This window comes from Blastococcus sp. SYSU DS0753 (assembly GCF_054051175.1).
Genome location: NZ_JBJHAT010000032.1, coordinates 1 through 26,374, shown reverse-complemented (window position 1 = coordinate 26,374; position 26,374 = coordinate 1). Strand labels below are relative to the sequence as shown.

Below are 26,374 nucleotides of genomic sequence, written 5' to 3'. Positions count from 1 at the left end.
CCCTACCCCGCACCCAGCGCGCCGGCGGTGCGGCTGTCGGCGGGCAGGAAGGCCTCGATGCTGAGCTCGGCGGCGGTGAGGTCGACGGCGGTGCCGAACGTCGTGACGGTGCTCAGGAAGCTGAGCACCTCCGGACCCACCCGGAGGCGCAGCGGGACGGCGATGCCGTCGGGGACGCTGCGGTCGCTGCCTCCGGGCAGCGCGAGAAGCTCCCGGTGCAGCGCGGCCAGCCCCGGGTCACCGCTCAGGTGCGCCTCGCGGCCCAGCCGGTGCAGGACGTGCCGCCGCCACTGCGGCAGGTTCAGGATCCGCGGAGCCAGGCCGTCGGGGTGCAGGCTCAGTCGCAGCACGTTGACCGGCGGCTCCAGCAGGTGCGGGGCAGCGCCCCCGGTGAGCGCGGCGACGGCCCGGTTGGCCGCCACGAGGCACCAGGACCGGTCGACGACGACCGCGGGGAACGGCTCGTACGCGGCCAGCACGAGGTCGATCGCGGCGCGGACCGTGCCCATGTCGGGATCCGCGAGATCCCGACGGCGGTAGGCGGGGGCGAAGCCAGCCGCCGCCAGGAGCTCGTTACGAGCACCGAGCGGGATCTCGAGCTGCTCGGCCAGGTGCAGCACCATGTCGCGGCTGGGCCGGGCGCGGCCGGTCTCGACGAAGCTCAGGTGCCGGGAGGAGACCCCCGCCGCGCCGGCGAGGTCGAGCTGGCTGAGCCGGCGGCGCTGTCGCCACGTGCGCAGCAGCTCACCGACGTGGCGGCCCTGCACGACTCCACCGGTCACGCCGCCGACGCTAGCGACGACGGTGTCCCGTGTCGCTTACCTCCGAGGTAATCGACCCGCGGCCTGCGCGCCGCCACCGTTGCCGGCATGACCACCATGCACCCCGCCCCCTCGCCCCTGGGGGCCGGCGACCTGCTCCGCCCGGCCCTCCGCATCGACGCCGTCGTCACCGCCGCGAACGGCGCGGCGTACCTGCTGGCCGCACCGCTGCTGGACGGCCCCCTGGGCCTGCCCGCCGGCCTCCTCCGCGGCGCCGGCGTGTTCCTGCTCGGCTACGCCGCCGCCGTCTGGCTCGTCGCGGCACGCCGCCGCCCCAGCACCGCGGCGGTGGAGGCCGTCGTCGGCGGCAACCTGCTGTGGGCCGCCCTCAGCGTCGTCGCCGTCGTCGCCGGGTGGTGGTCCCCGACCACCCTCGGCGCCGTCTGGCTCGTCCTGCAGGCCGCGGTCGTCGCCGGGTTCGCGGCGCTGCAACTGCTCGGCCTGCGCCGACGCTGACCCCGTGGGGGCCGGGCCCCGAGGGCCAGGAGGCGCCGATCTCTGCACCGGCCAGGAGCGGGACCCGCGCAGCGCCCCCACCAGCCTGCTGACGGGGGCACTGCGCGGAGCCGGTCAGGTCAGCGGCTCGGTGCTCCCGGACTCCGGCTTGGCCTGGTCGCCGGTCTGCCCCTCGTCGCCCTCCGTGGAGGTGTCCTGCTCGACGCCCTCCGGCGTGACCGGGGTCTCCTCGAGCACGTTCTCCCGGGCGTCGTCCCGGTCGGTCCCTGGTACTTCGGTCATCTCGACCTCCTCTCGGCGTACCCGGCCCCTACCCGGGCCCGGCGCCTCCGACGCGGGATACGCCAGCGGCGAACGCCGGCGTGCCCGGCCGCACCGGCGCGGGTCAGGGGCGGCGCCACCAGCGGCGACGGGGCGGTGGCGCGGGCTCCACAGGGGCGGGCGCGGGCGGCGGCCGGTCGCGCTCCCAGGACGCCACGAGCGCGTCGACGTCGGCCAGGCCCGGCACCGGCGACCAGCGGCTCTCCTGCGGCCGGCGCCAGAATGCCTCCACCCGGGCGTTGTAGTCCTCCGCGAGCGCCCGCACGTCCGCCGCCGTCGTCAGCCGCGCGGCCCGGGCGGGCAGCTGGTCGCGCTCCCGCCGCAACGCCAGCCCGGGCGGCAGCATGGCCGCCGTCTCGACGCCTTCGCGCCGGGCCTTGGCCACCGCCCAGTCGTAGGCCGTCTGCTCCCGGTCGAGGCCGGCGATCGGCTTGCCGGCACCGCCCAGGCGGTCGAAGTCCCCGCGCTCGCGCGCCTGGGCGATCTGGGTCTCCACCCAGGTCTCGAACGAGACCCCCGGGGGCTTCCGCTCGGTCATCACCGTCCATGGTCCACGCATCTGCCAGGCTCGCCACCATGCGGACGACGAGCAGCCGGGAGGTGTACCGCAACCCGTGGATCCGGGTGCGGGAGGACAGCGTGGAGCGGGCCGACGGCTCCACCGGCGTCTACGGCGTGGTGGAGAAGCCCGATTTCGCGCTGGTGCTGCCCGCCGAGCGGGACGGCTTCTGGCTCGTGGAGCAGTTCCGCCACCCCGTCGGCCGCCGCGCCTGGGAGTTCCCGCAGGGCACCTGGTCCCACGGCGCGCAGGGCACGGCCGACGAGCTGGCCCGGGCCGAGCTCGCCGAGGAGACCGGCCTGCGGGCCGGGTCCCTGACCCACCTGGGCCGCCTCGACCTGGCGCCGGGCCTGTCCACCCAGCGGTTCGACGTCTGGCTGGCCACCGACCTCACGGTCGGCGCCACCGCTCGGGAGGTGACCGAGGCGGACATGATCTGCGCGTTCGTGCCCGAGGACGAGCTGCGCGCCATGATCCTGGACGGCCGGTTCACCGACGGCCCCTCGCTGGCGGCCTACGCCCTCCTGGGGCTGGGACGGGGCGGCCCGCTGACCTGACGACGAGCAGGGGATGGGCCGGCGCAGCCCACCGACCCCGCAGCGTGGCGACCGGCCCTCGAACGGGTGTGACCTGCCGCTGCCGGCGTGCGCGGCGCCCGGCCGGCCAGCAGGCTGTCCGGGTGCCCCTGTCCGCCCCGGGTCTGCCCGCGCTGCCGCCCGAGCTCGCCGGGCCGGTCGCCGTGGAGCTGGCCAAGCCGGTGCGCGACATCCCGCCCCCCTCGGCGCTGACCGGCGGCTGCCGGTACGAGCCCAAGTGGGACGGCTACCGGCTGGTGATCGTGCGCGACCACGGCTCGACCCGGCTGTGGTCCAAGCAGGGGCGCGAGCTCACCGACCGGTTCCCCGACGTGGCGGCCGCCGCCCTCGCCCAGGTGCCCGCCGGCACGGTGGTCGACGGCGAGGTCGTCATCTGGCACGGCGACCGGCTGGACTTCGGGCTGCTGCAGCGGCGCCTGGTGACCTCGGCCGGCCGCATCGCCGCGGAGGTGGCGACCGCACCGGCCTCCTACGTCGCGTTCGACCTGCTCGCCGCCGGCGGGGAGGACCTCCGCGGCCGGACGTTCACCAAGCGCCGGGCCGCACTCGAGCAGCTGGCCGGCGGCTGGGCCCCGCCGCTGCAGCTCTCGCCGGTGACCGCCGACCCCGTCGAGGCGCGGCAGTGGTCCGACGACTTCCGCCCGGCCGGCGTCGAGGGGCTGGTGGTGAAGGGAGCGGCGACCCGTTACGCGCCGGGACGCCGCGAGTGGCTGAAGGTCAAGAGCTGGGAGACCACCGAGGTGCTCGCCGGCGGCGTCATCGGCTCCCTCGAGCGCCCCGGTCAGCTGGTGGCCGGCCGCTACCGCGACGGCGAGCTGGTCGTCGTCGGCCGCAGCAGCCCGCTCACACCGGCGCAGTCGGTCGAGCTGGCCGGCGTCCTGCGCCCGGCCGGCACCGACCACCCGTGGCCCGAGCGCATCGGCACCGGGCGGTTCGGCGGCGGCCGTCTCGCCGTGCCGCTGACCCGCGTGCAACCGACCACCGTCGTCGAGGTGAGCGCCGACGCGGCCCTCCAGGCCGGGGTGTTCCGCCACCCGCTGCGCTTCGTCCGGGTGCGACCCGACCTACGCCCCGAGGACCTCCCCCTGCTGCCCTGACGCCGGCACCTCCCCCGGTGGGATGAGGTGATCAAAGGAGCGCGTCGTCGCTGCCGATGGGTTCGCGTGACCGGTTCCGACGCCCCGACCGCCCGTGCCGCATGGCTGCACACGGCGGTGCTCGTGCTGGGCATCGGCCTCGTCGTCGCGCTCGTCCCGGTCGGCCCGTGGCGTCCGGCCGCCGAGATCGCGCTCTACGCCCTCGGGACCGCCGGGGTGCTGACCGCGCTGCGGCGGCACCGGACCCCGCTCGTCGTCGCCTGGTCCGGCCTGGCGGCCGGACTCGTCTTCTTCGCGCTGAGCTGCGTGGCGGACGTCGCCGCGCAGGCCGGCCTCGCACCGGGGGTCAGCGCACCGCTGGAATCCGCGCTCGACGTCGCCGCGTACGCGGCACTCGTCGTCGGGGCGGTGGGGGTGGTCCGCGGCGGCAGGCGGCGACGGGACTGGGCCTCCTGGACCGACACCCTCACCCTCCTGCTGGCGGCCGGTCTCATCCTCCTCGCGGTGCAGGGCGACCCGCACAGGCAGGGGGAGAACCTGGTCGAGGTCAGCGTCGGGACCCCCGTGCTCACCGCCGTCCTGCTCGTCGTCTGCGTGCCGCTGGCCCTCACCCGGGGCCGGACGGTCACCACGACGGCGCTGTTCGCCGCCGCCGCGCTGGCCGTGGCGGCATACGGCGGCGCCATCCTCACCGGCTCCGCGCTGCGGGGGTCGGGGGTGCTGGACCCGCTGTCGCTGCTCCCCGTCGCCGCGCTCTGCCTGGCCGGTCGGCACCCCTCGGTCACCGCGCTGGGGCCCGGCCCCGCCACCGACGGGGACACCACCTTCGGCCGGGTCGTCACCGTGGGCGCCGCCCTGCTGGTCAGCCCTGCCGTCCTGATCCTGTGGACCGCGGACCACGGTGAGGTCGGCTACGTCCTGGGCGGCGGGAGCGCGCTGTTGACCGGGCTCGCCCTCTGGCGGCTGCTCGCGCTCAGCCGGGAGCGGGAACGCACCCGGCTCGCGCTGACCGCGAGCGAGGCCCGGCTGCAGCTCCTGCTGGAGAGCGCGGCCGACGTCATCGCCATCGTCGACGCCGCGGGGTCGGTCACCTACATGAGCCCGGCCGTCCAGTCGCTGCTCGGTCGTCCCCCGGCGTACTACGTCGGGCGCGACGCCGTCTCGCTGGCCGACCCCCGCGACCAGCCGCGCCTCCGGGCCGCCGTCGCCGCGGCCGGCCGCTCGTCAGGCGGGGACTCCGGCGTCGTGGACACCGACATCCGGGTGCAGCACAGCTCGGGTGGGACCCGGTGGGTCGAGATGCGGATCAGCGGTCGCGTGGACGCCGTCGGCATCGAGGGCTGGGTCGTGAACTTCCGGGAGGTCACGGACCGGAAGCTCTTCGAGGACGAGCTGCGCCGTCAGGCCCGCACCGATCCGCTGACCGGGCTGCTCAACCGCACCGCCTTCAACGAACGGCTGGCCCAGGCCACCACCGCCGCCGCCCCGGGCGCCGCCCCGGCGGTGCTCTTCGTCGACGTCGACGACTTCAAGAGCGTGAACGACACCCTGGGGCATGCGGCCGGGGACGACCTCCTGCTGGCCGTCGCCGCCCGGCTGTCCGCCGACGTGCGGGGGGACGACGTGGTGGCGCGGCTGGGCGGCGACGAGTTCGCCCTCCTGCTCGACGACGCCGACGGCGACCGCCTGCGCGAGGTCGCCGACCGCCTGCTCGCGGCGCTCCGGGCCCCCGTGGAGGTCGGCGACCGCACGATCACCGTGACCGCCAGCATCGGCGGCGCGCTGGGCGTGGCCGGCTGCACGGCCGAGGAGCTGCTGCACCGGGCGGACACCGCGATGTACGCCGCGAAGCGGTCGGGCAAGGACTCGCGCGCCCTGCTGGCGGCGACGGACGCCGTGCTCGGCTGAACCCGCTCCACGGGTCAGGGCTGCTGCGGCAGCCGGCCCAGGCCCACGAGCAGGCGGCGCAGCAGCGCCGCGAGCTGCTCCCGGTCCCCCGACGGCAGGGCCTCCAGCAGGCGCCGCTCGGTCTCCAGGTGGTCGGGCAGGGCCGCGTCCAGGGCCGCCCGGCCGGCGTCGGTGAGCGTGACCACGACGGCCCGCCCGTCGGCCTCGCTGCGCTCACGGGTGATCAGGCCGCGCTCCTCCAGCCGGTCCAGCCGCTGGGTGATCGCCCCGGAGGTGACCAGCGCCGTGCGCATCAGGGCGGTGGGAGTGAGCTGGTAGGGCGCTCCCGCCCGCCGGAGCGCCGCCAGGACGTCGAAGGACGGCGCGTCGAGACCGTGCCGGGCGAAGGTGTCCCGCTGCGCGAGGTGGACCTCCCGCTGCAGCTGCGTGATGCGCCCGATGATCCCCATCGGAGAGCAGTCCAGATCCGGGCGTTCCCGAGCCCACTGCTCGAGGATCAGGTCGACGGCGTCCTCCACGTCGCTCACCGTAACGGCCCCGACCGCGCAGCCAGGCCGCCGCGCATCAGCGCAGCCGGCTGCTGAGCCGGACCGAGAAGCCGGACGGACCGGGGAGCAGGTCCACGTGGTCCCACAGCTTGCGCGCCAGCCACAGCCCCATCCCGCCGTTGGCGAGGTCGACCCCGTGCGCGGGGCGGAACCCGGCCCAGGGCAGGTCGAAGCCGGCGCCCTGGTCGGTGATCGTGCACACCAGGCCCTCGCCGTCGGCCCACACGTACGCGGAGACCGGTCGGGACCCGTGCCGGAAGGCGTTGGAGGCGATCTCGCTGGCGGCCAGGTGCAGGTCCGCGGCCTGGTCCCGGTCGGGCACCCGGGCCGTGATCACCGTGCGGAGCTCCTGGCGGAGGTAGGCCAGCGACGGCGCGTCCTCGACCGCGAGCGCCGGCGCACCGGCCTCCATCGGCTCCCGGGGGAGCGGCAGCCGGCGCACGTAGTCGGCGGGTTCCTCGAACGCCCCGCTCCGCTCCACCCGGCCGCCGGTGAGCAGCTCGGGGTGCGTGGCGGCCGCGCCGGCCAGCACCTCGGCCGGGAGCTCGCGGCGGTCGAACAGGCACAGCGCCGAGACCGGCCGTGCGGCCAGCAGGATGTTGACGGCGGCCTCGTAGCGCAGGCCTTCCCGCCAGTTCCGCGGCGTGGGGCCGAACTGCACCTGACCGACGACGCGCAGCCGGCCCGAGCCGGTCTCCCTCGCCCGTCGCATCAGTTCCCAGGTGGCGGCGACGGCATCGGGCACGGAGGTGTCGAGCAGGGACACCCGGGGGTCCGCTGCCAGGGCGCCGGCGCGCTCCCCCAGCCCCCCGCCGATCAGCGCCGCCGTCTGCGGCGGGCAGCAGAGGACGACCAGGTCGTCGTCGCGCAGGCCCTCGTCCAGGTAGGGCAGGACGGCCGCGAGCAGCTCCGCGTCCGAGCCGACCAGCGCGGCGGTGTGGGTGCGCACCTGCTGCGCGGGCGCAGGGTGGCAGGCGACCGGGCCGGCCACCGCGGCGTCCCCGTCCCTCACCTGAGCCATGCAGCCCCCTGCGCCCTCGGGCCGGAGCCTTCCGGCCGGCTGGTTGAGCATTCTGCGACATCCTGGGCCACGCGGCACCGGCAGCGCGCGGCGGGGTGGGTCCCGTTCACCCCTTGGGGCGGCCCGGGGGCGGACGCACCGGTGGCGGCGGGGTGTCCACCCCACCGCCACCGGCCGGCGTCAGGTCACTGCTGGAAGGCTCCGGCGACCTTCCGCAGCTCGCCGGACATGCGCACGAGGTCGCCGGCCGCCGCCTGCATGGCGACCACCCCGGCGGAGGTCTCCTGCGCACCCTGGGCGACCTCGGCGACGGTCCCGGCGATCGACCGGCCGCTCTCCGCGGCGTCCCCGATCGCCCGGCTCATCTCGTTCGTGGTGGCGGTCTGCTCCTCGACGGCCGAGGCGATCGTCGTCTGGTAGTCGTTGATCTCCGCGATGATCGTGGTGACGTCGCCGATGGCCCGGACGGCGCTGCCGGTGTCGGTCTGGATGGCCTCGACCCGCTTGGCGATGTCCTCGGTCGCCTTCGCCGTCTCCTGCGCCAGCTCCTTCACCTCGTTCGCCACCACGGCGAAGCCCTTGCCGGCCTCACCCGCGCGGGCCGCCTCGATCGTGGCGTTCAGCGCCAGCAGGTTGGTCTGCTCCGCGATGCTCGTGATCACCTTCACCACGTTGCCGATCTCCGCCGAGGACTCCCCCAGCTTGCCGATCGTCGCCGAGGTCGACTCCGCCGCGGAGACGGCGCTGCCGGCGATCCGGGCGGCCTCGGCGGCGTTGTGCGCGATCTCCCGGATCGAGGCACCCATCTCCTCGGCTCCCGCGGCGACCGCCTCGATCCCGCTGCTCACCTCGCGGGTCGCGCTGGTGACGCTCTGGGCCTGGCCCTGCGAGCGGTCGGCCGTACCCGCGATCGACTCGCTGGTGGACGACAGCGTGCGGGCGGCCTCCTCGAGCAGCTGCGAAGCCTGGCCGACCTCGGTCACGACGCCGGAGACCCGTCCCAGCGTGGTGTTCACCGCGCCGGCGAGCTGGTCCAGCTCGGTCCGGCCGGCACCCTCGTCGAGCCGGCGCTTGAGGTCACCGGTGCAGAGCACCTCGGTCATGGTGCGCAGCGGCCGGCTGATGCTGCGGGAGATGACCAGCGACAGCCCCACGATGAGCAGGATGAGCGGCGCCGCCCAGAGCGCGACCGTGACCAGCTCCTCCCGGAAGGCGCCGTCGAGGTCGGCGACGTAGATGCCCGAGCCGACCACCCAGCCCCACGGCTCGTACCCGGTCACGAAGGAGATCTTGGGCTGCGGCTCCTCCTCGCCGGGCTTGGGCCACAGGTAGTCGACGAAGCCGCTGCCCTCGGCCTCGACCACCTCCACGAACTCGACGAAGAGCTTCTTGCCGTCGGGGTCCTCGTTGGCCGAGAGGTCCTGCCCGTCGAGCTCGGGCTTGATCGGGTGCATGACCATGCGCGGGGTCATGTCGTTGATCCAGAAGTACTCCTCGCCGGAGTACCGGAGCCCGCGGATCGCGGCGGTCGCCGCCGCCTGCGCCTCCGCCCGGGTCAGCTCGCCGGCCACCTCCTGCTCGCCGTAGTGGGTGATGACGCCCAGTGCGGCCTCGACGGCCACGCGGGCCTGGGTGCGCTGCTCCTCCTCGATCGTCGAGCGCACCTGCAGCGCCCCGATCACGGCGATGGTCGCCATCCCGATGACCGCCACGAGCACCAGCGTCATCAGACGGGTGCTCACCTTCACACCGCGCAGTCGCCCGGTCATGGATGCTCCTTCGGTCGGATCCCTCGCCCCCGTACTCGGGATCCGCGGCCCGGGGTCAACCCGAGCGGGTGGATCGACACCAATCGGTGACCTGGCTCACCACCCGCCCCTGCCGCCTCAGCGGCGGGTGGAGACGGTGACCGTGAACCTGGGGTCCTGACCGGCCACCCGCGTCGGCCCCACCACCCGGTTCAGCGCCGGCCGGTACCGCAGCGCCGAGTTGTAGACGGTCCAGAGCTCACCGCCGGGGCGCAGCACCCGGGCCGCCGCCACGAACAGCCGGTCGGCGGCCGTCGTGACGACCGCCGCGCCGACGTGGAACGGCGGGTTGCAGACCACGAGGTCGACGCTGCGGTCGGGCACGGTCGCGGCGGCGTCGTCCCGGCGCACCTCCACGCGGTCGGCCACCCCGTTGGCGGCGGCGGTCGCCGCGGCCGAGGCGACGGCCGCGGCGGACTGGTCCACGGCCAGCACCCGCAGCCCCGGTCGGCTCCGGGCGAGCAGCGTGGCGAGGACGCCGGTACCGCAGCCGAGGTCCACGGCCGTCCGGGCGTCGGGGGCCATCTCCGGCAGCGACCGGAGCAGCGCCCGGGTCCCGACGTCGATCCTCGTGCCGGCGAACGCGGCGCCGTGGGCGCAGACCGTCAGGTCGAGGTCGGGGTGCTCCTGGCGGCGGGGGAAGGACGACCGTCCCGGCCGCGGTCCGCGGGCCACCAGCACCCTGGACTTCTGCCGGGCCAGCGTCGCCGACACCTCGCCGAACGACGCACCGAGGACGTCGTTCATCGCGTGCGTCATGTGCTTCACCCGGCCGCCCACCAGGACCGTGACGTCCGGCGCCGCGGAGGCGGCGACCACCTCGGCGATCTCGCGCAGCGCGTCCAGCGCCTTGGGCGCCTTGACGAGCACCAGCCGGGCCCCGGCGGCCAGCTCCGGGCCCAGCGGCAGCACGCGGTACCGCCCGGCCAGGCCCACCCGCTCGGCATTGGCGGCGAGCGCCCGCTCCCCCACCAGCAGGTCCTGCCCGACCCGCACCCCGGCGAGGCCGTGCCGGGCGGCCAGCCCCAGGGCGAGCGCGCCGTAGGAGTCGTCGACGACCGCGACCTCGCCGGCCGCGCAGCCGGGGACCAGCTCGGCCGCCAGGTCCAGCAGCAGCCGGTCGGTCGCGTCGACGGCGACCAGGTCGGGGGCCTCGACGTCCGGTTCGCGCCGCAGCGCGGCGAGCACCTCGTCGGCGGTGGGTTCCACGGCGGGCTCAGGAACGGGGCGTGGCGGCGACGAGGTCCACCACCACCCGGGCGAGCTCGGGGCCGACGTCCTCCTGCAGGAAGTGCCCGCCGCCGGCCAGCCTGGTGTGCGGCATGCCCTGGGCACCGGGCACCAGCTTCTGGAACACCCGCTCGCCCCCGCCGGTGATCGGGTCGCCGTCGGAGAACGCCGTGAGGAACGGCTTCTCCCAGCGCGAGAGCACCTCCCAGGCCGCCCGGTTCGCCGCGGCCGCCGGGTCGTCCGGCGAGGTCGGCACCAGGGCGGGGAACTGCCGGGCCCCGGCGGTGTACCGGTCGTCCGGGAACGGGGCGTCGTAGGCGGCGACCACCTCGGGTGCGAGCCCGCCGACGCTGCCGTTGCCGACGATCCGGCCGATCTGGAACTCCGGGCTCTCCTGGGAGAACCGCTGCCAGGCCAGGAACGCCTCGCTCATCTTCTGGTCGCCGGTGGGCAGGCCGGTGTTGGCCACCACGACCCGGGCGAACCGGTCGGGGTTCTCGGCGACCAGCCGCAGCCCGATCAGCCCGCCCCAGTCCTGGCCGACGAGGGTCACGTCGCGCAGCCCCAGCTCGTCGAGCAGCGCCTGCCGCATCCACTCCACGTGCCGGGCGTAGGTGTACGCCGCGCGGTCGACCGGTTTGTCCGAGCGGCCGAAACCGACCAGGTCGGGCGCCACGACGCGCAGGCCGGCGTCGACGAGGACCGGGATCATCCGGCGGTAGAGGAAGGACCAGGACGGCTCCCCGTGGAGGAGCAGCACCGTCTCGCCGTCGGCCGGGCCCTCGTCGACGTAGGCCACCCGCAGCCGGCCGCCCCCGCCGTCGTCCACCTCGACGTAGCGGGGCTCGTACGGGAAGTCGGGCAGACCGGTGAACCGCTCGTCGGGCGTCCGCAGGATCTCCATGCCTCAGTCTTACCGGCTCGGGACGCAGCCGGCGCCGGGGCGGATCAGCTGTCGGAGCTGTCGACGCCCAGGCCCACCGGGCAGGAGACGCCGGTCGAGTGCACCGGGCAGTAGCCGTTGGGCACCTTGTACAGGTACTGCTGGTGGTAGTCCTCGGCGTAGTAGAACTCCCCCAGCGGCGCGATCTCCGTGGTGATCTCGCCGTACCCGGCCGCCTTCAGCCGCTCCTGGTAGGCGTCGCGGGTGGCCAGCGCGGCGGCCTCCTGCTCCGGGGTGGCGTAGTAGATCGCCGAGCGGTACTGGGTGCCGATGTCGTTGCCCTGCCGCATGCCCTGCGTCGGGTCGTGGTCCTCCCAGAACGCCTTCAGCAGCTGCTCGTAGGAGGTCACGGCGGGGTCGAAGACGACGAGGACCACCTCGGTGTGCCCCGTGCGGGCCGAGCAGACCTCGTCGTAGGTCGGGTTCGGCGTGTGCCCGCCCGCGTAGCCGGCCGCGGTCGAGTAGACACCGGGCAGCTCCCAGAAGACCTTCTCCACGCCCCAGAAGCAGCCCGCGCCGAAGACGGCGGTCTGCATGCCCTCGGGGAACGGCGGCTGGATGCGGTTGCCGTTGACGGCGTGCACCTCGGGCACGTGCGGCAGCGGGTCGGGGCGGCCCGGCAGGGCGTCCTCGGGCGACACCGGCTGGGTCTTGGACCGGGAGAAGAGCATGCCCCCACTCTAGGTCGGTCGTGCAACACCGATCCCGGCGTGGAGCGCGTTCCGCGGGCCGCCGCCAGGGGGCTTGTCCCGGACGGACCCCGACGCTACCGTCCTTCCATAAGATTCGACTTATGGAGGGAGCAGGGCATGACCACCATCGATCCGGTCGCCACGGCCGGGCTGGTCACGCGCGAGGTCCGCACCGCCTCCCGGGACGGGGCCCCGACGCGCATCGCCGTCGCAACGCGCACCTACCGCGCCGACCGGGCCGAGGTCTGGGGCGCGCTCACCGACGCCGAGCGGCTCCCCCGCTGGTTCCTGCCGGTGAGCGGCGACCTGCGCCCCGGCGGCCGCTACCAGCTCGAGGGCAACGCGGGCGGCGTGGTCGAGCGGTGCTCGGAGCCCGAATCCTTCGCCGTGACCTGGGAGTTCGGCGGGATGGTCTCCTGGCTGCAGGTGGACCTCACGCCTTCGGACGGCGGGACCGCCCTGGAGCTCAGGCACGAGGCGCCGGTCGACCCCGAGTTCTGGGCGCAGTTCGGGCCGGGCGCGGTCGGCGTGGGCTGGGACCTGGCGCTCATGGGCCTCGGGCTGCACCTGGAGAGCGGTGCCCCCGTCGACCCGCAGCTCACGGCCACGTTCGGGCTGACGCCGGAGGGGGTCGAGTTCGTCCGCCGGGCCGCCTCCGGCTGGGGCGACGCAGCGGCCGCGGACGGGGACGACCCCACCGTCGCGCGCGAGGCGGCCGACCGTACGGTGGCGTTCTACACGACCCCGCCGTCCGAGGATGCTGCCGGGAGCTGAGTGAACGGGACCTTCGAGGCGCTGGGCGATCGCACCCGCCGGCAGATCCTGGAGCTGCTCTCCACCGGCGAGCAGCCGGCGGGGGCCGTCGTCGCCGCGCTGCAGGGCACCGCACCGATCTCGCAGCCCGCGGTGTCCCAGCACCTGCGGGTGCTGCGGGAGGCGGGCCTGGTCACGGTGCGCGCCGAGGGCACCCGCCGGCTCTACGCCCTCGACCCGTCCGGCCTGGCGGCGGCCCAGGCCTGGCTCGTGGCCCTGGCCGACCCGCTGGCGGCGTTCGCCCAGCCCCTCGACGCGCTGGCGACCGAGGTGGCCCGGGGGCAGCGGGCCCGGCGCACGGCACCGGCCGAGCAGCCGCAGCCGAGGACCGGGGAGCGCGACAGCCGCTCGGCCTGACCGCCCGGGGCCACGCGAATGGGACGAACTCGTGGCCATCACGCGCTGATCACCACGAGTTCGTCGCACCCGGCGCACGCGCGCTCCGCCCGGCAGGATGGCCGCATGCCCATCCGGACCCGCGAATGGCAGCTGGCGGCCCGGCCGCACGGCGAGCCGACCCCCGACGACTTCCGCCTGGTCGAGCTGGAGCGACCCGACCCGGCCGACGGCCAGATCGTCGTCCGGATGCTGGTGATGAGCGTCGACCCGTACATGCGTGGCCGGATGAACCCCGGGAAGTCGTACGCGGCCCGCTGGGAGATCGGCGAGACGATGCGCGGCGGTGCGGTCGGCCGGGTGGTGGAGTCCCGCTCCCCCGACGTCGCCGAGGGCGCCCTGGTGCTCGCCGACGCCGCCTGGCGGGACGTCGCGGTGCTCGACGCCGCGCACGTCCGCGTGCTGCCCGAGCTGCCGGGCATCCCGCCCAGCTACCACCTGGGCGTGCTCGGCATGCCGGGCCTCACCGCCTGGGCGGGGCTGTTCCGGCTGGCGGAGTTCCGGGAGGGCGACGCCGTGTTCGTCTCCGGCGCCGCGGGCGCGGTCGGCAGCCTCGTCGGCCAGTTCGCCCGTCTCCACGGCGCCTCGGCGGTCGTCGGCAGCGCGGGGACGCCGGAGAAGGTGCGCTGGCTGACCGGGGAGCTGGGGTTCACCGCCGCGTTCGACTACCACGACGGCCCGGTCGCGGAGCTGCTCGCGGCCGCCGCGCCCGACGGCATCGACGTCTTCTTCGACAACGTCGGCGGCGAGCACCTGGAGGCGGCCATCGGCGCGTTCAACGAGCACGGCCGGGCCGCGCTGTGCGGGGCGATCTCCGGCTACAACGCCACCGAGCCGGCCCCGGGTCCGCGCAACATGTTCATGATGGTCACCAAGAAGCTGAGCCTGCGCGGGTTCATCGTCGGCGACCACGCCGATCTCGCCCCGGAGTTCAGCGAGAAGGTGGGCGACCTGGTCACGTCCGGGAAGCTCGTCGTCCGCGAGACCGTCCGCGAGGGGCTGGACGACGCGGTGGACACCTTCCTCGACCTCCTCCGCGGGGGGAACACCGGGAAGATGATCGTCAAGCTGGCCGACTGACCCGGCGGTTCCCCGGGACCACGGCGGGGCAGAGTGCACCGCATGTGGCTCTTCTTCACCCGCCGGCTGCGCATGTGGCTGATCCTGACCATCCTGGTCCCGCTGGCCACCGGCGTGCTGCGCCGGCTCGGGCACGCCCTCGAGCGGCGCCGCGGGCCCTCGTCCCTCAGCAACGGCCTGCTCAAGGCCGGTGACCTGGGCGACCGGGCCCGGGCGAGCCTCCGCGGCGGCCGCCGGTCCCGCCGGGCGTGACCGGACCGGTCCTGGAGACCCGCCCGGCGACCGGCCGACCCCGCGCCGTCGCGCTGTTCTGCCACGGCGGGACGGTGGCCAGCGTGGAGCCCCCCAAGGAGCGGGCGCTCTCGCTGGTGCGCATGCGGGCGATCGAACAGTTCGTCTCCTCCGCCGGCGCGGAGCGGGGGCTCACCACCTGCCTGCTGCGCTACCGGGTGGCCGGCTGGAACGGCGCCGCCGCGGACGCCTACGCCGACGTGCGCTGGACGCTGGACCGGATCCGTGCCGAGCACGGAGAGCTGCCGGTCGTGCTGGTCGGGCACTCGATGGGCGGGCGGGCCGTGCTGCGCGCCGGGGGGCACGACGGCGTCGCGGCGGTCTGCGCCCTCGCGCCGTGGACGCCTCCCGGCGAGCCCGTCGGCCACCTGCGCGACCGCACCGTCGCGATCCTGCACGGCCGGGGCGACCGGTGGGTGCCCGCGCAGCTCTCCGCCGATTTCGCGGTCCGGGCCCAGCGCGCGGGCGCGCGGGTGGCCCGGTTCACCATCACCGGCGGCCACAGCATGCTGCGCTCGGCGCACCGCTGGCACGCGTTCGCGCGTGACGTCGTCCTGGCCGGGGCGGGGCTGGCGCCGATGCGGCCGGACGTCGCGGCCGCGCTGGCACGGCCGGCGCCGGACGGGCTCGCCGTGCCGCTCTGAGGACGGCAGATCCGCTGCGATGGTCGGCAGGAGCGGGCCTCGTCGGCGGCGGGCGGCACCCCTAGCGTCGGCCCGGTGATGGACTGGAGCACCGAACCGGCCGTGGCCGCCGCCCACTTCGCCCGGCGGCTGGCCGTGGAGACCGACGTCAGCGACGTGCACGCCGCACTCGAGTCGGGGGCGCCGGGGTTCGTCCTGCTCGACAGCCGCAGCACGCAGGCGTGGGACCAGGGGCACGTGCCCGGCGCCGTGCACCTGCCGGGCGCCGAGATCCCCGACCGGGCGGCCGCGGAGCTGGACCCCGCGGTCCCGGTCGTCACCTACTGCTGGGGTCCGGGTTGCAACGGCGCCACCCGTGCGGCGCTCCGGCTCGCCCTGCTCGGCTACCGGGTGCGCGAGATGATCGGCGGGTTCGAGTACTGGGCGCGGGAGGGCCTACCGGTGGTCACCGACGAGGGCGTGCACCGGCCGGCGGTCGATCCGCTGACCGCCCCGGCGCCGGGGGGCAGCTGCGGGTGCTGATCGCCGGCACCGCGCCGGAGGCCCCCGCCCCCCGGGCTACTCGGCGGACCCTGGCCGGGTCATCGGCTTGTGGGACCTGCCGGCGAGCGCGTCCGGCATGAGCGCCGAGAGCCGCCCCATCAGCTTGCTGCTCACCGAGCCGGCGAACACCGACGCCTCGCCCTTCATCAGACCCTCGAAGCCCTGCCGGGCGACCTGGGCGGGGTCGTCCTTGCTGTCGCTGGCACCCAGCCTGGTGTCGGTGGCGTCGGCCCGGTCGAAGAACTCCGTGTCGGTCGGCCCGGGCAGCAGGGCGGTGACGGTGACGCCGGTGTCGGTCAGCTCCTCGCGGATGCCCAGCGCGAGGAACTGCACGAACGCCTTCGTCGCGGAGTAGACGGTCTGGAACGGCTCGGGCGCCTGCGAGGCGACCGAGGAGGTGAAGAGGATCCGCCCCTCCCCCTGGACCACCATGTCCTGCACCACCCGCTTGGCGAGGTGCAGCGTCGACACGCAGTTCAGCTCCACCATCCCGATCTCGGCCTCCAGATCGGTCTCGGCGAAGCGACCCCCGATCCCGACGCCGGCGTTCAGCGCGGCGGCGGCCAGCGGCCGGCCTGCCGCGCGCACGGCCGCGACGACCTTCTCGACCTCCGCGCGCACCGTGAGGTCGGCCCGGACGGGCGAGACGGCGGCGCCGCGCTGGCGCAGCTGCTGGGCCGCGGCGTCGAGCTCGGCGTCCTCGGCGACGACCACCAGATCGAAGCCGTGCTCGGCGAACTGCTTGGCCAGCTCCAGCCCGATGCCGCTGGACGCACCGGTCACGAGGGCGAGGGGACGGGCGGTTGCTTCGGACACAGGACCTCCACGGGTGGATCGGCGGACGGCCACCTCCGTGCCCAGGAAGAGGCCCGCGCACGCCTGGCGCGTGTCGGCGGCCGTCCGGCCGGGGTAGCCCGTCGCCATGGAGGTGCGCGTGCGGCCGGCCCCGGACCTGCGGTGGCTGCTCGCCCCGCGGTACCGGGGAGCGGGCGAACGCCGGCTGCCCTTCGACCCCGACGCGACGGCCGGGCACCTGGTGCAGGCCGCCGGGATCCCGCTGACCGAAGTGGGGACGATCCGGGCGGACGGCGCACCGGCGACGCCCGCCGACCGGACCGCCCCCGGCACCGTGCTCGAGGTGGACCCGGCGCCGCGGCCGGTCGCCGTCCCGCCCGGTGGGTTCCTCCTCGACGTCGGGCTGGGCGCCCTCGCGCGGCAGCTGCGGCTGCTCGGGGCCGACGCCGCCTGGTCGAACGACGCCGACGACGCCGCGCTGGTCGCCCGGGCGGCCGCCGAGGGCCGGGTGCTGCTCACGCAGGACCGGCGGCTGCTCATGCGGCGCGCCCTGCCGCAGGGCGCGCTCGTCCGCGGGAGCCGGCCCGGCGAGCAGCTCGACGACGTGCTCGACCGCTTCTCCCTGCCGCTGGCGCCGCTCACCCGCTGCACCGCTTGCGGGGCCGCCGTCCACCCGGTGCCGAAGGACGAGGTGGCGGCGGAGCTGGAGCCCGGCACCCGCCGCACCTACGACGCCTTCGCCCGGTGCCCGGTGTGCGGGCGGGTGTACTGGCGCGGCGCGCACGCCGCGCGCATCGACGCGCTGGTCGAGCGGGCCCGCCGGACCGGGCGGGGCAGGCAAGCCTGACCTTGGCCCCGGGGGGCCACGGGTCGGCCCCGGCGTGACACGCGGCGCGGGCAGGGAGCGAGCGACCACCCACCCGGAGACCGCCTGCGAGGACCGCCGTGTACCTGTCGAAGACCGAGGCCGCCGTCCTGCCGACGACGCTGCGCGCCCCCGCGCACCGCCCCCCGCTGGCCGAGCCGGGCCGCCGCCGGTTGTGGTCGATGCTCGGTCCGGCCTTCGTCGCCGCCGTCGCCTACGTCGACCCGGGCAACTTCGCCACGAACTTCGCCGGCGGCGCCGCGTTCGGGTACACGCTGCTGTGGGTCATCGTCGCGGCCAACCTCATGGCGATGCTGATCCAGTCGCTGACCGCGAAGCTCGGGCTGGCCACCGGCCGCGACCTGGCGACGCTGTGCCGCGAGACGCTGCCCAAGCCCGTGACCCGGGGGCTGTGGCTGCAGGCCGAGGCGGTGGCGATCGCCACCGACCTGGCCGAGATCGTCGGCGGCGCCGTGGCGCTGTACCTGCTCTTCGGGGTCCCGCTGCCGATCGGCGGCGTCATCACCGCCGTCGTCGCCTTCGTCCTGCTGGCGGCGCAGTCCCGCGGGTACCGCCCGTTCGAACGGGTCATCGCGGGGCTGCTGCTGGTCATCGGCATCGGGTTCGGCTACACCCTCCTCGGCTCCGGCGTCGACCCGGGCGGGCTGGCCGGGGGCATGGTGCCCTCCTTCGACGGCGCGGAGAGCGTGGTGCTGGCCACCGGCATCCTCGGGGCCACGGTCATGCCGCACGTGATCTACGTGCACTCCGCGCTCACCCCCGGCCGCTACGGCGACGCGGTCACCGCCGGCCGCACGCACGAGGGGCGCCGCCGGCTGCTGCGGGCTCAGCGGATCGACATCGTCGTCGCCATGGGCCTGGCCGGGCTGGTCAACGCCGCGATGCTGGTCATCGCCGCGCAGCTGTTCACCAGCGACAGCGGCGTCGACAGCCTCGAGGGCGTGCACGCCGGGCTCGGTGACCAGCTCGGCACCGGCGCCGCGCTCGCCTTCGCCCTCGCGCTGCTGGCCTCGGGGTTCGCCTCCTCCTCGGTGGGCACGCACGCCGGCCAGGTGGTCATGGCCGGGTTCCTCAAGCGGCACATCCCGGTGCTCACCCGCCGGCTGATCACCCTGGCCCCGGCGCTGGCCGTACTGGTGCTGGGCGGGGACCCCACCACCGCGCTGGTGTGGTCGCAGGTGGTGCTGTCCTTCGGCATCCCGTTCGCCCTGGTGCCGCTGCTGTGGCTCACCAGCCGCCGCGACCTGATGGGCGGCTGGGTGAACCGCCGGACCACCACCGTGGCCGGCAGCGTCATCGCGGCCCTGATCATCGGGCTCAACGCCCACCTGCTGGTCGGCCTGCTCGGCTGAATCAGCAGGCACCTCCCGATCGGGCGGCGCACCCGGCCGCACCGGTCAGACGCCGCGCCAGGCGGCGTCGAAGAAGCCGATCTCCAGCTGCATCGCCCGGGAGTAGGCCGCCCGCAGTGCCGGGGTGTCGACGGCGACGGCGTCGAGCAGCCGCTCGAGCGTGGCGGCGAGCTCCTCGAAGCCCGGGTCGGCGTAGGTGCGCACCCACTCCTCGTACGGGCCCGACGCGCGGTCGGCCAGCGACTGCCCGAGATGGGCGTAGAGGCGCATGCACGGGGTCATCGCCGCGCAGGTGAGCGCCACGCCGCCCAGCGAGGCCGTGGCCAGCAGGAAGTCGGTGTAGGCCGACGTCGCCGGCCCCGGCCGGACGGCGGTCAGGTCGATGCCCCAGCGCTGCGCGTAGGACGCGTGCAGCCCCAGCTCCTCACGGACCCCGGCCAGCAGGTCGGCGAAGACGTCGAGGGTGGCGCGGTCGGGGCTGTGCGCGACGCCCAGCGCGTAGGCCCGGGCGAACGCCTCCAGGAAGAACGCGTCCTGGGCCACGTAGCCGGCGAACCGGTCCCGCGGCAGCGTGCCGTCGGCGATCCCCTGCACGAACGGGTGCGACAGCGCCGCGGCGGCGAGGCCGGCCTCGGCGGTCCAGAGCTCACGGGCCAGGCTCATCCCGTCGCCACCGCCATGTCCCAGAACGCGACCTCTGCGGTGACCACCTCGAGGAAGACGCGCTCGTCGCCTCCGCCGACCGCGTCCACCGCCGCGGCGAGGTCCGCCACGTACCCGCCGAACTCCGGCGCCGTCCAGTGCTCCACGAACTCCCGGTAGGCCGGTGCACCCGGGAGCGCGGCCGACCAGGCGTCGAGGTAGGTGCGCTCGATGGTCCACAGCGCGGTCAGCGCGGCCGGGACATCGGCGCCGTCCAGCCGCTCGAGCAGCTCCGCATAGGCGGTCGTCGCCGGCAGCGCGGGCGCGGAGAGGTCCAGTCCCCGGGCCGCCGCCCGCTCCTCGAACCAGTCCAGCTCCTGGACCAGGGCCAGGGCTCCGCGGGCGAGCACCTCCTGGGCCGGCCGGGGCGCCCGGGCCAGCAGCCGCGCCTGGAAGCGGAGGAGGTCGGCGACGAACCGCGCGTCCTGCACCAGCCAGGTGTCGAAGGCCGACGGCGCGATCGTGCCGTCCCGCACGGCGGCGAGGAAGGGATGGCGGGTGGCGTCCGCGAAGGCCTCGGCATGGCGGACTGGCAGCTCGTCGACCGGCACGGGCGCCGACTGTACGAGACGGCCTAGGGTGGCGGTGTCACGGCCGAGGCCGTGGTGCGGGAGCTCGGATCGACCGGGCTGAGAGGGCGGCTGCCGCGCCGCCGACCGCTGGAACCTGACCGGGTAATGCCGGCGTAGGGAGCGATCATGAGCACGTCCGGAACCGTCGGCGCAGCCACCCGCGGGGGAGATGCGCCCCTCACCCTGTCCGAGCCGCCGCCCAGGACCCTGGGCCTGCGGGAGACCGCCGGCCTCTGGGCCAGCCTGGGCATCAGCCTGCTGCTGCCCGTGGCAGCCACCTTCGTGGTCCTCGCCGACCGGCCGCTGTGGCACACGATCGGGGCCATCGTCGTCGGCGCGGTCATCGGGTCGGTGCTGCTGGGGCTGGGCGCCGCCGCCGGCGCCCGCGAGGGCGTGCCGGCGATGGTGCTGCTCCGCGGCCTGCTGGGCCGGCGGACCTCGTTCCTGCCCACCGGCTTCAACCTCGTGCAGTGCGTCGGCTGGGCCGCCTTCGAGATCCTGATCATCTCCGAGGCCGCCGCGCGCGCCCTCGACGCGCCGCGCTGGCCGTTCGCGATCGCCGCGGGCGCCTTCGCCACCCTGATGGCGCTGCGCCCGCTCGGTGTCGTGCGGGTGCTTGCGCGCTACGCCGTCTGGGCGGCGATCGCCGCGATCGCGTACCTCTTCGTCCAGGTCCTGTCCGAGCCGCTGCCACCGGTGACCGAGGGCGGGGCGACGTCCTTCTGGACGGCGGCCGACATCGTCATCGCCCTGCCGATCTCGTGGTTCCCGCTGGCAGCCGACTACACCCGGCACGTCCGCAGCGGCCGGACCGCCTTCGTCGGGACGGCGTCCGGCTACGGCCTGGCCACCGTGGCCATGTTCAGCCTCGGGGTCATCGCGCTGGCCGCCTACGGCCGCGGCGGGCTCGACGTCATCGACGCGATGCTCGCCGTCCCGCTGGGTCTGGTCGCCGTGCTGGTGCTGCTGGTGGTGGAGGTCGACGAGGCGTTCGCCAACGTGTACTCGACGGCGGTGTCGGCCCAGAACGTGGTGGCCCGGCTCGACCGCCGCGTGCTCGCCGTGGCGGTCGGCGTGGTGGCGACCACCCTCGCCCTGGCCTTCGACCTCGCCGCCTACGAGCCGTTCCTCTTCCTGATCGGCGCGGTGTTCGTCCCGCTCATCGGCGTCTTCGTCGTCGCCTACTTCCTGCTGCCCCGGGGGGCGTGGGACACCTCCGACACCGCGCGCGCCCGCCCGCTGCTCCTGCTCCCCTGGGTGGCCGGCTTCGTGGCCTACCAGCTCACGCTGCCGACCTTCTTCGCCGGTCCGGGTGCGGCCTGGACGACGTGGTGGACCGAACGCCAGACCGACCTCGGCATCGACCCGGCCAACGGCTGGTCGGCCTCGCTGGTGAGCCTCGCCGTGGCCGCGCTGCTGACCGTGGCCGTGGCCCTGCCGGGCGCCCTGCGGCACCGCCGGGCGGCGGCGTGACCGCGTCCCTCGGGTGCCTGCACGTCCTCACCGACGCCCGGGTCGGCCGGGCGGCGCTCGACGCGGTGACCGCCGCGGTCGCCGCCGGCGCCCCGGTGGTCCAGGTGCGGTCCAAGGACGCCTCCGACCGGGAGCGCTACGACTTCGCCCGCCGGGTGGTGGAGGTCTGCGCGGGCGCGGGGGCGACCTGCCTGGTCAACGACCGCGTCGACCTGGCGCTGGCCGTCGGCGCCCACGGCACGCACCTGGGCGCCGACGACCTGCCGCTCGACGTCGTCCGCCGGCTGGCCGGCCCGGGGCACCTGCTGGGCGGCACGGCCCGGGACCCGGAACGCGCCCGCCTCCTGGTGGCCCAGGGCGCCGACTACCTCGGCGTCGGGCCCGCCTACGCGACGGCGACGAAGGCCGGGCTGCCCGCTCCCCTCGGCCCGGCAGGAGTGCGTGCGGTGGCCGAGGCGGTCGAGATCCCGGTGATCGCCATCGGCGGGGTGACCGTCGAGCGGATCCCGGACCTGCTCGCCGCCGGCGCCGCCGGGGTGGCCGTCGTCGGCGCCGTCTCGGCCGCGGCCGACCCCGGTGCCGCCACCCGTGAGCTGCTCCGGGCCCTGGGCGGCAGACCGTGACCGTCGTCGTCGTCGGCGGTGGGCTGATCGGGCTGTCGGTGGCGTGGCGGGCGGCCCAGCGGGGCCTGCCGGTCACTGTGGTGGACGACGCGCCCGGAGGCGGTGCGTCGCAGGCCGCCGCCGGCATGCTCGCGCCGGTCACCGAGGCCGCCTACGGCGAGGAGGCGCTGCTCCGGCTGTGCCTGGCGTCGCTGGAGCGCTATCCCGCCTTCGTCGCGGAGGTGGAGCGGGCCGGTGGCGTGCCGGTGGGCCTGCGCACGCAGGGCACCGTCGTCGTCGCTTTCGACGAGGACGACATGCGCGCGCTGGATGCCCTGCTGGACTTCCAGCGCGAGCTCGGACTGGCCGTCGAGCGGCTGACCGCGCGGGCCGCCCGGCGCCGCGAGCCGTCGCTGTCGCCGCGGGTACGGGGCGCCCTGCACGTCCCGGGCGACCACTCGGTGGACGGCCGGGCCCTGCACGCCGGGCTGCTGGCCGCCGCCGAGGCGGCCGGCGTCCGGCTGGTGTCCTCCCGGGTCGCGGAGGTGCGGGTCGTGGACGGCCGGGCCGCCGGGGTGCGGCTGGCCGACGGCACGGAGCTGGCCGCCGACGCCGTCGTGGTGGCCCTGGGCGCGCGCAGCGGCGCGCTCACCGGGGTTCCCCCGCTGCCCGTCCGGCCGGTCAAGGGGCAGATCCTGCGCATGCGGGGGGCCGCCGGCCTGCTGGAGGGGACCGTGCGGGCGCTGGTGCGCGGGCGGCAGGTGTACCTGGTGCCGTACGACGACGGCGTGACCGGGGACGGGCTGATCGTCGGCGCCACCGTCGAGGACCGGGGCTTCGACGCCGCGGTCACCGCCGGCGGCGTGCACGACCTGCTGCACGACGCGCTCGAGGTGGTCCCCGGCGTCTCCGAGCTGGAGCTGGTCGAGACCATCGCCCGGTGGCGGCCCGCGACGGCGGACAACGGGCCATTGCTGGGACCATCGGGGGTGCCGGGCGTGGTCCTGGCGACCGGGCACTACCGCAACGGCGTCCTCCTGGCGCCCGTGACCGGCGAGGTGGTCGCCGAGCACCTCGCGACCGGCGAGCTGCCCGGTCTCGCCGCCCCCTTCACCGCAGACAGGTTCGGAAGGTGATCCGCATGCAGGTGACCGTCAACGGCGTGCCCACCGACGTGGACGACGACTGCACCGTCGCCGCGCTCGTCGAAGCCCGCACCAACGGCCACGGCAAGGTCGCCGTCGCGCGCAACGGCGACGTCGTCCCCCGGAGCGGCTGGGAGTCGACCCGGCTCTCCGCCGGGGACAGCCTGGAAGTCCTCGCCCCCACCGCAGGAGGTTGACCCGATGACCGTGCACGAGGTGGTCCCCGCGCTGGAGCAGGAGGAGAAGGCCGATCCCTTCCTCCTCGGCGGGGAGACGTTCACGTCCCGGCTGCTGCTGGGCACCGGCGGGGCGCCCAGTCTCGAGTCGCTGGAGCGGGCCGTCGTGGCCTCCGGCACCGAGCTGGTGACGGTGGCACTGCGCCGGGTGGAGGCCTCCAGCAGTGCGGCGATGCTCGAGGTGCTGGACCGGTGCGGGGTGCGGCTGCTGCCCAACACGGCCGGGTGCCGGACCGCCCGGGAAGCGGTCCTGACCGCCCGGCTGGCCCGCGAGGCGTTCGACACCTCCTGGGTGAAGCTGGAGGTCATCGGCGACGAGCACACGCTGCTCCCCGACCCGATCGAGCTGTTCGAGGCGGCCGAGGAGCTCGTCGCCGACGGGTTCACCGTGCTGGCGTACACCACGGACGACCCGATCCTCGGGCGCCGGCTGGCCGACATCGGGTGCGCGGCCGTCATGCCGCTGGGCTCGCCGATCGGCAGCGGCCTGGGCATCCGCAACCCGCACAACATCGCGCTCCTCCGCGAGGCGGTCGACGTCCCGGTGGTGCTGGACGCGGGCATCGGGACGGCGTCGGACGCGACGCTCGCGATGGAGCTGGGCTGCGACGCCGTCCTGCTCGCCTCCGCCGTCACCCGGGCGCGGGAACCGGAGCGGATGGCCCTGGCGATGCGCCACGGGGTGGAGGGCGGCAGGCTCGCCCGGGGGGCCGGGCGCATCCCGCGGCGCTGGCACGCCGAGGCCTCCACGTCGATGCAGGGGCTGCCCGAGCTGTGACGCCGCCCCGCCTCCTGGTGCTCACCGACCGCACCCAGTGCGACCGGCCGCTGGTGGACGTGGTCGCGGCAGCGGTCGAGGCCGGAGCGCGCGCGGTGGTGCTCCGGGAGAAGGACCTGCCCGCTGCCGAGCGGGACCTGCTGGCCGCGGAGCTGGCGCCCGTGCTCGCGTCGGTGGGCGGCGTGCTGCTGCGCGCCGGTGCGCCCGGCGCCACCGGGGCGGTCCACCTCTCGGCGAGCGAGCCGTTCCCCGCACCCCGCCCGCCGGTCGTCGGCCGGTCGTGCCACTCCGCGGCCGAGGTGGCGGCCGCCCGCGCCGAGGGATGCGACTACGTCACCGTCTCGCCGGTCTTCCCCACCCCGTCCAAGCCCGGCTACGGCCCCGCGCTGGGGCCCGAGGGCCTGCGCGCGATCCTCGTGCCAGGGGCACCGCCGGCGCTCGCGCTCGGTGGGGTCCTCCCCGAGCACGTGCCCTCGCTCCTGGCCGCAGGGGCGCACGGGGTCGCCGTGATGGGCCCGCTGATGCGCGACCCGGGGCGCGCGGCCGCGTACCTCGAGGCGATGCCCCCGGTCAGCCGCCCGGGACCCGGCGCCCGGCCGCAGGCTCCGTCCCCACCGTGGCCGGGCTAGTCTGGCGGCACAACCGAACACACACATTCGCAGCAGGGGAGCGCTTCGGCGCTGAGAGTGCGGGACACCGCAGACCCTCGAACCTGATCCGGGTCATGCCGGCGCAGGGAGCCTGGAGGAAGAGACATGGCCGATCCGGCCGTCCGTTCGTCGAACGCTGCGCCCGCCCGGGAGCGCAGCAACCGCTGGCGCACCGTCGACATCGTCGTCACCGCCGTCCTCGGCGCCGCCTTCGGCGTCGTCTTCTGGGCGTGGGGTCTGCTCTGGGCCGGCACGGGGACGGCGTTCGCCGCCTTCCCGCCCGCCCAGGCGTTCATGTACGGCGTCTGGCTGATCCCCGCGGTGCTCGCCCCGCTGATCGTCCGCAAGCCCGGCGCCGGCCTGTTCGCCGAGCTGGTCGCCGCGATCGTCTCCGCGCTGCTCGGCTCCGCCTGGGGGACGACGACGATCGTCTACGGCCTGCTGCAGGGCCTGGCCGGCGACGCCGGCTTCGCCGCCTTCCGCTACCGCCGCTTCGGCTGGGCGCCCGCGCTGCTGGCCGCCGTCCTCACCGGTGCGACCGCCGCCGTCCTCGACCTCGTCTACTACTACCCGGACTGGTCGGCGGGCTGGAAGACGACCTACGTCGCGCTCGTCGTGGGCAGCACGGCGGTCGTCGCCGGGATCGGCAGCGTGCTGCTGGCCCGCGCACTGGCCGCGAGCGGCGCGCTGTCGTCGTTCGCCTCCGGTCGCACGCGGGTCTGACGACGTCCGGGGCCACGGGCCCGGCCGCCGTCCGGCTGGACGGGTGGGGCTTCCGGCACGCCACCCGGCGGGCCTGGGCGGTGCGGGACGTCGACCTGCGCATCGCCCCCGGCGAGCGGGTGCTGCTCACCGGCCGTTCGGGCGCCGGCAAGTCCACGCTGCTGCGCGCGCTCGGCGGGCTGCTGGAACCGGAGAGCGGTGACGTCGAGGGGGAGATCACCGTCGACGGCGGGCCGCCCGACCGCCGCCGTCAGCGGGTCGGCACGGTATTCCAGGACCCGGATTCCCAGCTGGTCATGACCCGGGCCGGCGACGACGTCGCCTTCGGGCTGGAGAACGTCGGGACGCCGCGGGACCGCATCTGGCCGGCGGTCGACGCCGCCCTCGACGCCGTCGGCTTCGGGCTCGGCCGCGACCGGGCGACCGCCGCACTCTCCGGCGGTCAGAAGCAACGGCTGGTGCTGGCCGGCGCCCTCGCCCCCCGCCCGGGTCTGCTGCTCCTGGACGAGCCCACCGCCCAGCTCGACCCGGACGGCGCCGCGCTCGTGCGCACGGCGGTGGACCGCGCGGGGGGGGGGGGGGGGGGGGGGGGGGGGGGGGGGGGGGGGGGGGGGGGGGGGGGGGGGGGGGGGGGGGGGGGGGGGGGGGGGGGGGGGGGGGGGGGGGGGGGGGGGGGGGGGGGGGGGGGGGGGG

32 protein-coding genes and 2 riboswitches are annotated in these 26,374 nt (G+C 75.9%); of the genes, 20 read left to right on the top strand and 12 right to left on the bottom strand.

What is annotated here, in order from left to right:
* Window positions 1-2: 2 nt before the first annotated feature.
* Window positions 3-782: a helix-turn-helix domain-containing protein gene (locus ACI799_RS18760; protein ID WP_456589800.1), complete on the bottom strand. Its 780-nt coding sequence runs from the start codon at window positions 780-782 to the stop codon at window positions 3-5.
* Between the two features lie 87 nt (window positions 783-869).
* On the opposite strand from ACI799_RS18760, the gene ACI799_RS18755 reads away from it, so the two are divergent.
* The gene (locus tag ACI799_RS18755; RefSeq protein ID WP_456589801.1) at window positions 870-1,277 is read left to right on the top strand and encodes a hypothetical protein; all 408 of its coding nucleotides are present in this window, start codon (window positions 870-872) and stop codon (window positions 1,275-1,277) included.
* A 114-nt stretch (window positions 1,278-1,391) separates the two neighbouring features.
* Here ACI799_RS18755 and ACI799_RS18750 read toward each other — a convergent pair whose 3' ends face one another.
* Window positions 1,392-1,559: a hypothetical protein gene (locus ACI799_RS18750; protein ID WP_456589802.1), complete on the bottom strand. Its 168-nt coding sequence runs from the start codon at window positions 1,557-1,559 to the stop codon at window positions 1,392-1,394.
* A gap of 103 nt (window positions 1,560-1,662) precedes the next feature.
* Entirely contained in the window at window positions 1,663-2,136 is a 474-nt protein-coding gene (locus ACI799_RS18745; RefSeq protein WP_456600439.1) for a DnaJ family domain-containing protein, read from the bottom strand.
* A 38-nt stretch (window positions 2,137-2,174) separates the two neighbouring features.
* Here ACI799_RS18745 and ACI799_RS18740 point away from each other — a divergent pair, with 38 nt between their 5' ends.
* From ACI799_RS18740 to ACI799_RS18730, 3 genes are all read left to right on the top strand, one after another.
* Entirely contained in the window at window positions 2,175-2,714 is a 540-nt protein-coding gene (locus ACI799_RS18740; RefSeq protein ID WP_456589804.1) for an NUDIX domain-containing protein, read from the top strand.
* Window positions 2,715-2,836: 122 nt separating this feature from the next.
* Window positions 2,837-3,850: an ATP-dependent DNA ligase gene (locus tag ACI799_RS18735; RefSeq protein ID WP_456613671.1), complete on the top strand. Its 1,014-nt coding sequence runs from the start codon at window positions 2,837-2,839 to the stop codon at window positions 3,848-3,850.
* A gap of 66 nt (window positions 3,851-3,916) precedes the next feature.
* Entirely contained in the window at window positions 3,917-5,758 is a 1,842-nt protein-coding gene (locus ACI799_RS18730) for a diguanylate cyclase domain-containing protein (RefSeq protein ID WP_456613670.1), read from the top strand.
* 14 nt (window positions 5,759-5,772) lie between these two features.
* Here ACI799_RS18730 and ACI799_RS18725 read toward each other — a convergent pair whose 3' ends face one another.
* The 6 genes from ACI799_RS18725 to msrA all read right to left on the bottom strand — a co-directional run bounded on the left by ACI799_RS18725 (window position 5,773) and on the right by msrA (window position 11,979).
* Complete coding sequence (locus ACI799_RS18725) at window positions 5,773-6,276, bottom strand: MarR family winged helix-turn-helix transcriptional regulator (protein WP_456589807.1); 504 nt, start codon at window positions 6,274-6,276, stop codon at window positions 5,773-5,775.
* 46 nt (window positions 6,277-6,322) lie between these two features.
* A complete protein-coding gene (locus ACI799_RS18720) occupies window positions 6,323-7,327 on the bottom strand; it encodes an anti-sigma factor RsbA family regulatory protein (RefSeq protein ID WP_456600442.1) in 1,005 nt (334 codons plus the stop codon).
* Window positions 7,328-7,512: 185 nt separating this feature from the next.
* Entirely contained in the window at window positions 7,513-9,096 is a 1,584-nt protein-coding gene (locus tag ACI799_RS18715) for a methyl-accepting chemotaxis protein (RefSeq protein WP_456589809.1), read from the bottom strand.
* Window positions 9,097-9,213: 117 nt separating this feature from the next.
* Window positions 9,214-10,344, bottom strand: coding sequence for a methyltransferase (locus ACI799_RS18710; protein ID WP_456589810.1), 1,131 nt, complete (start codon window positions 10,342-10,344; stop codon window positions 9,214-9,216).
* Between the two features lie 7 nt (window positions 10,345-10,351).
* Window positions 10,352-11,269, bottom strand: coding sequence for a haloalkane dehalogenase (locus tag ACI799_RS18705; protein WP_456613669.1), 918 nt, complete (start codon window positions 11,267-11,269; stop codon window positions 10,352-10,354).
* Between the two features lie 44 nt (window positions 11,270-11,313).
* Window positions 11,314-11,979: a peptide-methionine (S)-S-oxide reductase MsrA gene (gene msrA, locus ACI799_RS18700; protein ID WP_456589812.1), complete on the bottom strand. Its 666-nt coding sequence runs from the start codon at window positions 11,977-11,979 to the stop codon at window positions 11,314-11,316.
* A gap of 138 nt (window positions 11,980-12,117) precedes the next feature.
* Here msrA and ACI799_RS18695 point away from each other — a divergent pair, with 138 nt between their 5' ends.
* The 6 genes from ACI799_RS18695 to ACI799_RS18670 all read left to right on the top strand — a co-directional run bounded on the left by ACI799_RS18695 (window position 12,118) and on the right by ACI799_RS18670 (window position 15,746).
* A complete protein-coding gene (locus tag ACI799_RS18695) occupies window positions 12,118-12,774 on the top strand; it encodes an SRPBCC family protein (RefSeq protein ID WP_456589813.1) in 657 nt (218 codons plus the stop codon).
* Entirely contained in the window at window positions 12,775-13,170 is a 396-nt protein-coding gene (locus ACI799_RS18690) for an ArsR/SmtB family transcription factor (RefSeq protein ID WP_456613668.1), read from the top strand.
* Between the two features lie 105 nt (window positions 13,171-13,275).
* Window positions 13,276-14,289, top strand: coding sequence for an NADP-dependent oxidoreductase (locus tag ACI799_RS18685; protein ID WP_456613667.1), 1,014 nt, complete (start codon window positions 13,276-13,278; stop codon window positions 14,287-14,289).
* A gap of 42 nt (window positions 14,290-14,331) precedes the next feature.
* A complete protein-coding gene (locus ACI799_RS18680) occupies window positions 14,332-14,541 on the top strand; it encodes a hypothetical protein (RefSeq protein WP_456589816.1) in 210 nt (69 codons plus the stop codon).
* Window positions 14,538-15,224: an alpha/beta hydrolase gene (locus tag ACI799_RS18675; RefSeq protein WP_456589817.1), complete on the top strand. Its 687-nt coding sequence runs from the start codon at window positions 14,538-14,540 to the stop codon at window positions 15,222-15,224. The genes ACI799_RS18680 and ACI799_RS18675 overlap by 4 nt, the downstream gene beginning before the upstream one ends.
* Window positions 15,225-15,302: 78 nt before the next feature.
* Window positions 15,303-15,746, top strand: coding sequence for a rhodanese-like domain-containing protein (locus ACI799_RS18670; RefSeq protein ID WP_456589818.1), 444 nt, complete (start codon window positions 15,303-15,305; stop codon window positions 15,744-15,746).
* Between the two features lie 36 nt (window positions 15,747-15,782).
* On the opposite strand, the gene ACI799_RS18665 is transcribed toward ACI799_RS18670, so the two are convergent.
* Window positions 15,783-16,583 carry an SDR family NAD(P)-dependent oxidoreductase gene (locus tag ACI799_RS18665; RefSeq protein ID WP_456600444.1) on the bottom strand — a complete coding sequence of 267 codons (801 nt, stop codon included), beginning with the start codon at window positions 16,581-16,583 and terminating at the stop codon, window positions 15,783-15,785.
* A 106-nt stretch (window positions 16,584-16,689) separates the two neighbouring features.
* Here ACI799_RS18665 and ACI799_RS18660 point away from each other — a divergent pair, with 106 nt between their 5' ends.
* Both ACI799_RS18660 and ACI799_RS18655 read left to right on the top strand, forming a co-directional pair.
* Complete coding sequence (locus ACI799_RS18660) at window positions 16,690-17,409, top strand: Mut7-C RNAse domain-containing protein (protein ID WP_456613666.1); 720 nt, start codon at window positions 16,690-16,692, stop codon at window positions 17,407-17,409.
* Between the two features lie 98 nt (window positions 17,410-17,507).
* The gene (locus ACI799_RS18655) at window positions 17,508-18,800 is read left to right on the top strand and encodes an Nramp family divalent metal transporter (RefSeq protein ID WP_456613665.1); all 1,293 of its coding nucleotides are present in this window, start codon (window positions 17,508-17,510) and stop codon (window positions 18,798-18,800) included.
* Between the two features lie 45 nt (window positions 18,801-18,845).
* On the opposite strand, the gene ACI799_RS18650 is transcribed toward ACI799_RS18655, so the two are convergent.
* Window positions 18,846-19,463 carry a TenA family protein gene (locus tag ACI799_RS18650; protein WP_456589822.1) on the bottom strand — a complete coding sequence of 206 codons (618 nt, stop codon included), beginning with the start codon at window positions 19,461-19,463 and terminating at the stop codon, window positions 18,846-18,848.
* The gene (locus ACI799_RS18645; protein ID WP_456589823.1) at window positions 19,460-20,053 is read right to left on the bottom strand and encodes a thiaminase II/PqqC family protein; all 594 of its coding nucleotides are present in this window, start codon (window positions 20,051-20,053) and stop codon (window positions 19,460-19,462) included. The genes ACI799_RS18650 and ACI799_RS18645 overlap by 4 nt, the downstream gene beginning before the upstream one ends.
* A gap of 46 nt (window positions 20,054-20,099) precedes the next feature.
* Window positions 20,100-20,211: riboswitch (TPP riboswitch) on the top strand.
* Here ACI799_RS18645 and ACI799_RS18640 point away from each other — a divergent pair.
* From ACI799_RS18640 to ACI799_RS18605, 8 genes are all read left to right on the top strand, one after another.
* Entirely contained in the window at window positions 20,201-21,547 is a 1,347-nt protein-coding gene (locus tag ACI799_RS18640) for a purine-cytosine permease family protein (protein ID WP_456589824.1), read from the top strand. Its footprint overlaps the riboswitch before it by 11 nt.
* Window positions 21,544-22,170 (top strand): thiamine phosphate synthase, encoded by a 627-nt coding sequence (gene thiE / locus ACI799_RS18635; RefSeq protein ID WP_456613664.1) that lies wholly within the window; start codon window positions 21,544-21,546, stop codon window positions 22,168-22,170. The genes ACI799_RS18640 and thiE overlap by 4 nt, the downstream gene beginning before the upstream one ends.
* The gene (gene thiO, locus ACI799_RS18630) at window positions 22,167-23,285 is read left to right on the top strand and encodes a glycine oxidase ThiO (protein WP_456589826.1); all 1,119 of its coding nucleotides are present in this window, start codon (window positions 22,167-22,169) and stop codon (window positions 23,283-23,285) included. The genes thiE and thiO overlap by 4 nt, the downstream gene beginning before the upstream one ends.
* A gap of 5 nt (window positions 23,286-23,290) precedes the next feature.
* A complete protein-coding gene (gene thiS / locus ACI799_RS18625) occupies window positions 23,291-23,491 on the top strand; it encodes a sulfur carrier protein ThiS (RefSeq protein ID WP_456589827.1) in 201 nt (66 codons plus the stop codon).
* A gap of 4 nt (window positions 23,492-23,495) precedes the next feature.
* Complete coding sequence (locus ACI799_RS18620) at window positions 23,496-24,308, top strand: thiazole synthase (RefSeq protein ID WP_456613663.1); 813 nt, start codon at window positions 23,496-23,498, stop codon at window positions 24,306-24,308.
* Window positions 24,305-24,937, top strand: coding sequence for a thiamine phosphate synthase (locus ACI799_RS18615; protein ID WP_456589829.1), 633 nt, complete (start codon window positions 24,305-24,307; stop codon window positions 24,935-24,937). Before ACI799_RS18620 ends, ACI799_RS18615 begins: the two co-directional genes overlap by 4 nt.
* 24 nt (window positions 24,938-24,961) lie before the next feature.
* Window positions 24,962-25,065: riboswitch (TPP riboswitch) on the top strand.
* Window positions 25,064-25,681, top strand: coding sequence for an ECF transporter S component (locus tag ACI799_RS18610; protein ID WP_456589830.1), 618 nt, complete (start codon window positions 25,064-25,066; stop codon window positions 25,679-25,681). It overlaps the preceding riboswitch by 2 nt.
* A gap of 80 nt (window positions 25,682-25,761) precedes the next feature.
* A partial coding sequence (locus ACI799_RS18605; protein WP_456613662.1) for an ABC transporter ATP-binding protein occupies window positions 25,762-26,374 on the top strand: 613 nt, incomplete at its 3' end.

Bases quoted from the DNA above. Each gene is read 5' to 3' on its own strand.
- ACI799_RS18755 (WP_456589801.1), top strand. From the start codon at position 870: ATGACCACCATGCACCCCGCCCCCTCGCCCCTGGGGGCCGGCGACCTG.
- ACI799_RS18750 (WP_456589802.1), bottom strand. From the start codon at position 1,559: ATGACCGAAGTACCAGGGACCGACCGGGACGACGCCCGGGAGAACGTG.
- ACI799_RS18745 (WP_456600439.1), bottom strand. From the start codon at position 2,136: ATGACCGAGCGGAAGCCCCCGGGGGTCTCGTTCGAGACCTGGGTGGAG.
- ACI799_RS18740 (WP_456589804.1), top strand. From the start codon at position 2,175: ATGCGGACGACGAGCAGCCGGGAGGTGTACCGCAACCCGTGGATCCGG.
- ACI799_RS18720 (WP_456600442.1), bottom strand. From the start codon at position 7,327: ATGGCTCAGGTGAGGGACGGGGACGCCGCGGTGGCCGGCCCGGTCGCC.
- ACI799_RS18715 (WP_456589809.1), bottom strand. From the start codon at position 9,096: ATGACCGGGCGACTGCGCGGTGTGAAGGTGAGCACCCGTCTGATGACG.
- ACI799_RS18705 (WP_456613669.1), bottom strand. From the start codon at position 11,269: ATGGAGATCCTGCGGACGCCCGACGAGCGGTTCACCGGTCTGCCCGAC.
- msrA (WP_456589812.1), bottom strand. From the start codon at position 11,979: ATGCTCTTCTCCCGGTCCAAGACCCAGCCGGTGTCGCCCGAGGACGCC.
- ACI799_RS18695 (WP_456589813.1), top strand. From the start codon at position 12,118: ATGACCACCATCGATCCGGTCGCCACGGCCGGGCTGGTCACGCGCGAG.
- ACI799_RS18685 (WP_456613667.1), top strand. From the start codon at position 13,276: ATGCCCATCCGGACCCGCGAATGGCAGCTGGCGGCCCGGCCGCACGGC.
- ACI799_RS18680 (WP_456589816.1), top strand. From the start codon at position 14,332: ATGTGGCTCTTCTTCACCCGCCGGCTGCGCATGTGGCTGATCCTGACC.
- ACI799_RS18670 (WP_456589818.1), top strand. From the start codon at position 15,303: ATGGACTGGAGCACCGAACCGGCCGTGGCCGCCGCCCACTTCGCCCGG.
- ACI799_RS18660 (WP_456613666.1), top strand. From the start codon at position 16,690: ATGGAGGTGCGCGTGCGGCCGGCCCCGGACCTGCGGTGGCTGCTCGCC.
- ACI799_RS18650 (WP_456589822.1), bottom strand. From the start codon at position 19,463: ATGAGCCTGGCCCGTGAGCTCTGGACCGCCGAGGCCGGCCTCGCCGCC.
- ACI799_RS18640 (WP_456589824.1), top strand. From the start codon at position 20,201: ATGAGCACGTCCGGAACCGTCGGCGCAGCCACCCGCGGGGGAGATGCG.
- thiS (WP_456589827.1), top strand. From the start codon at position 23,291: ATGCAGGTGACCGTCAACGGCGTGCCCACCGACGTGGACGACGACTGC.
- ACI799_RS18620 (WP_456613663.1), top strand. From the start codon at position 23,496: ATGACCGTGCACGAGGTGGTCCCCGCGCTGGAGCAGGAGGAGAAGGCC.
- ACI799_RS18610 (WP_456589830.1), top strand. From the start codon at position 25,064: ATGGCCGATCCGGCCGTCCGTTCGTCGAACGCTGCGCCCGCCCGGGAG.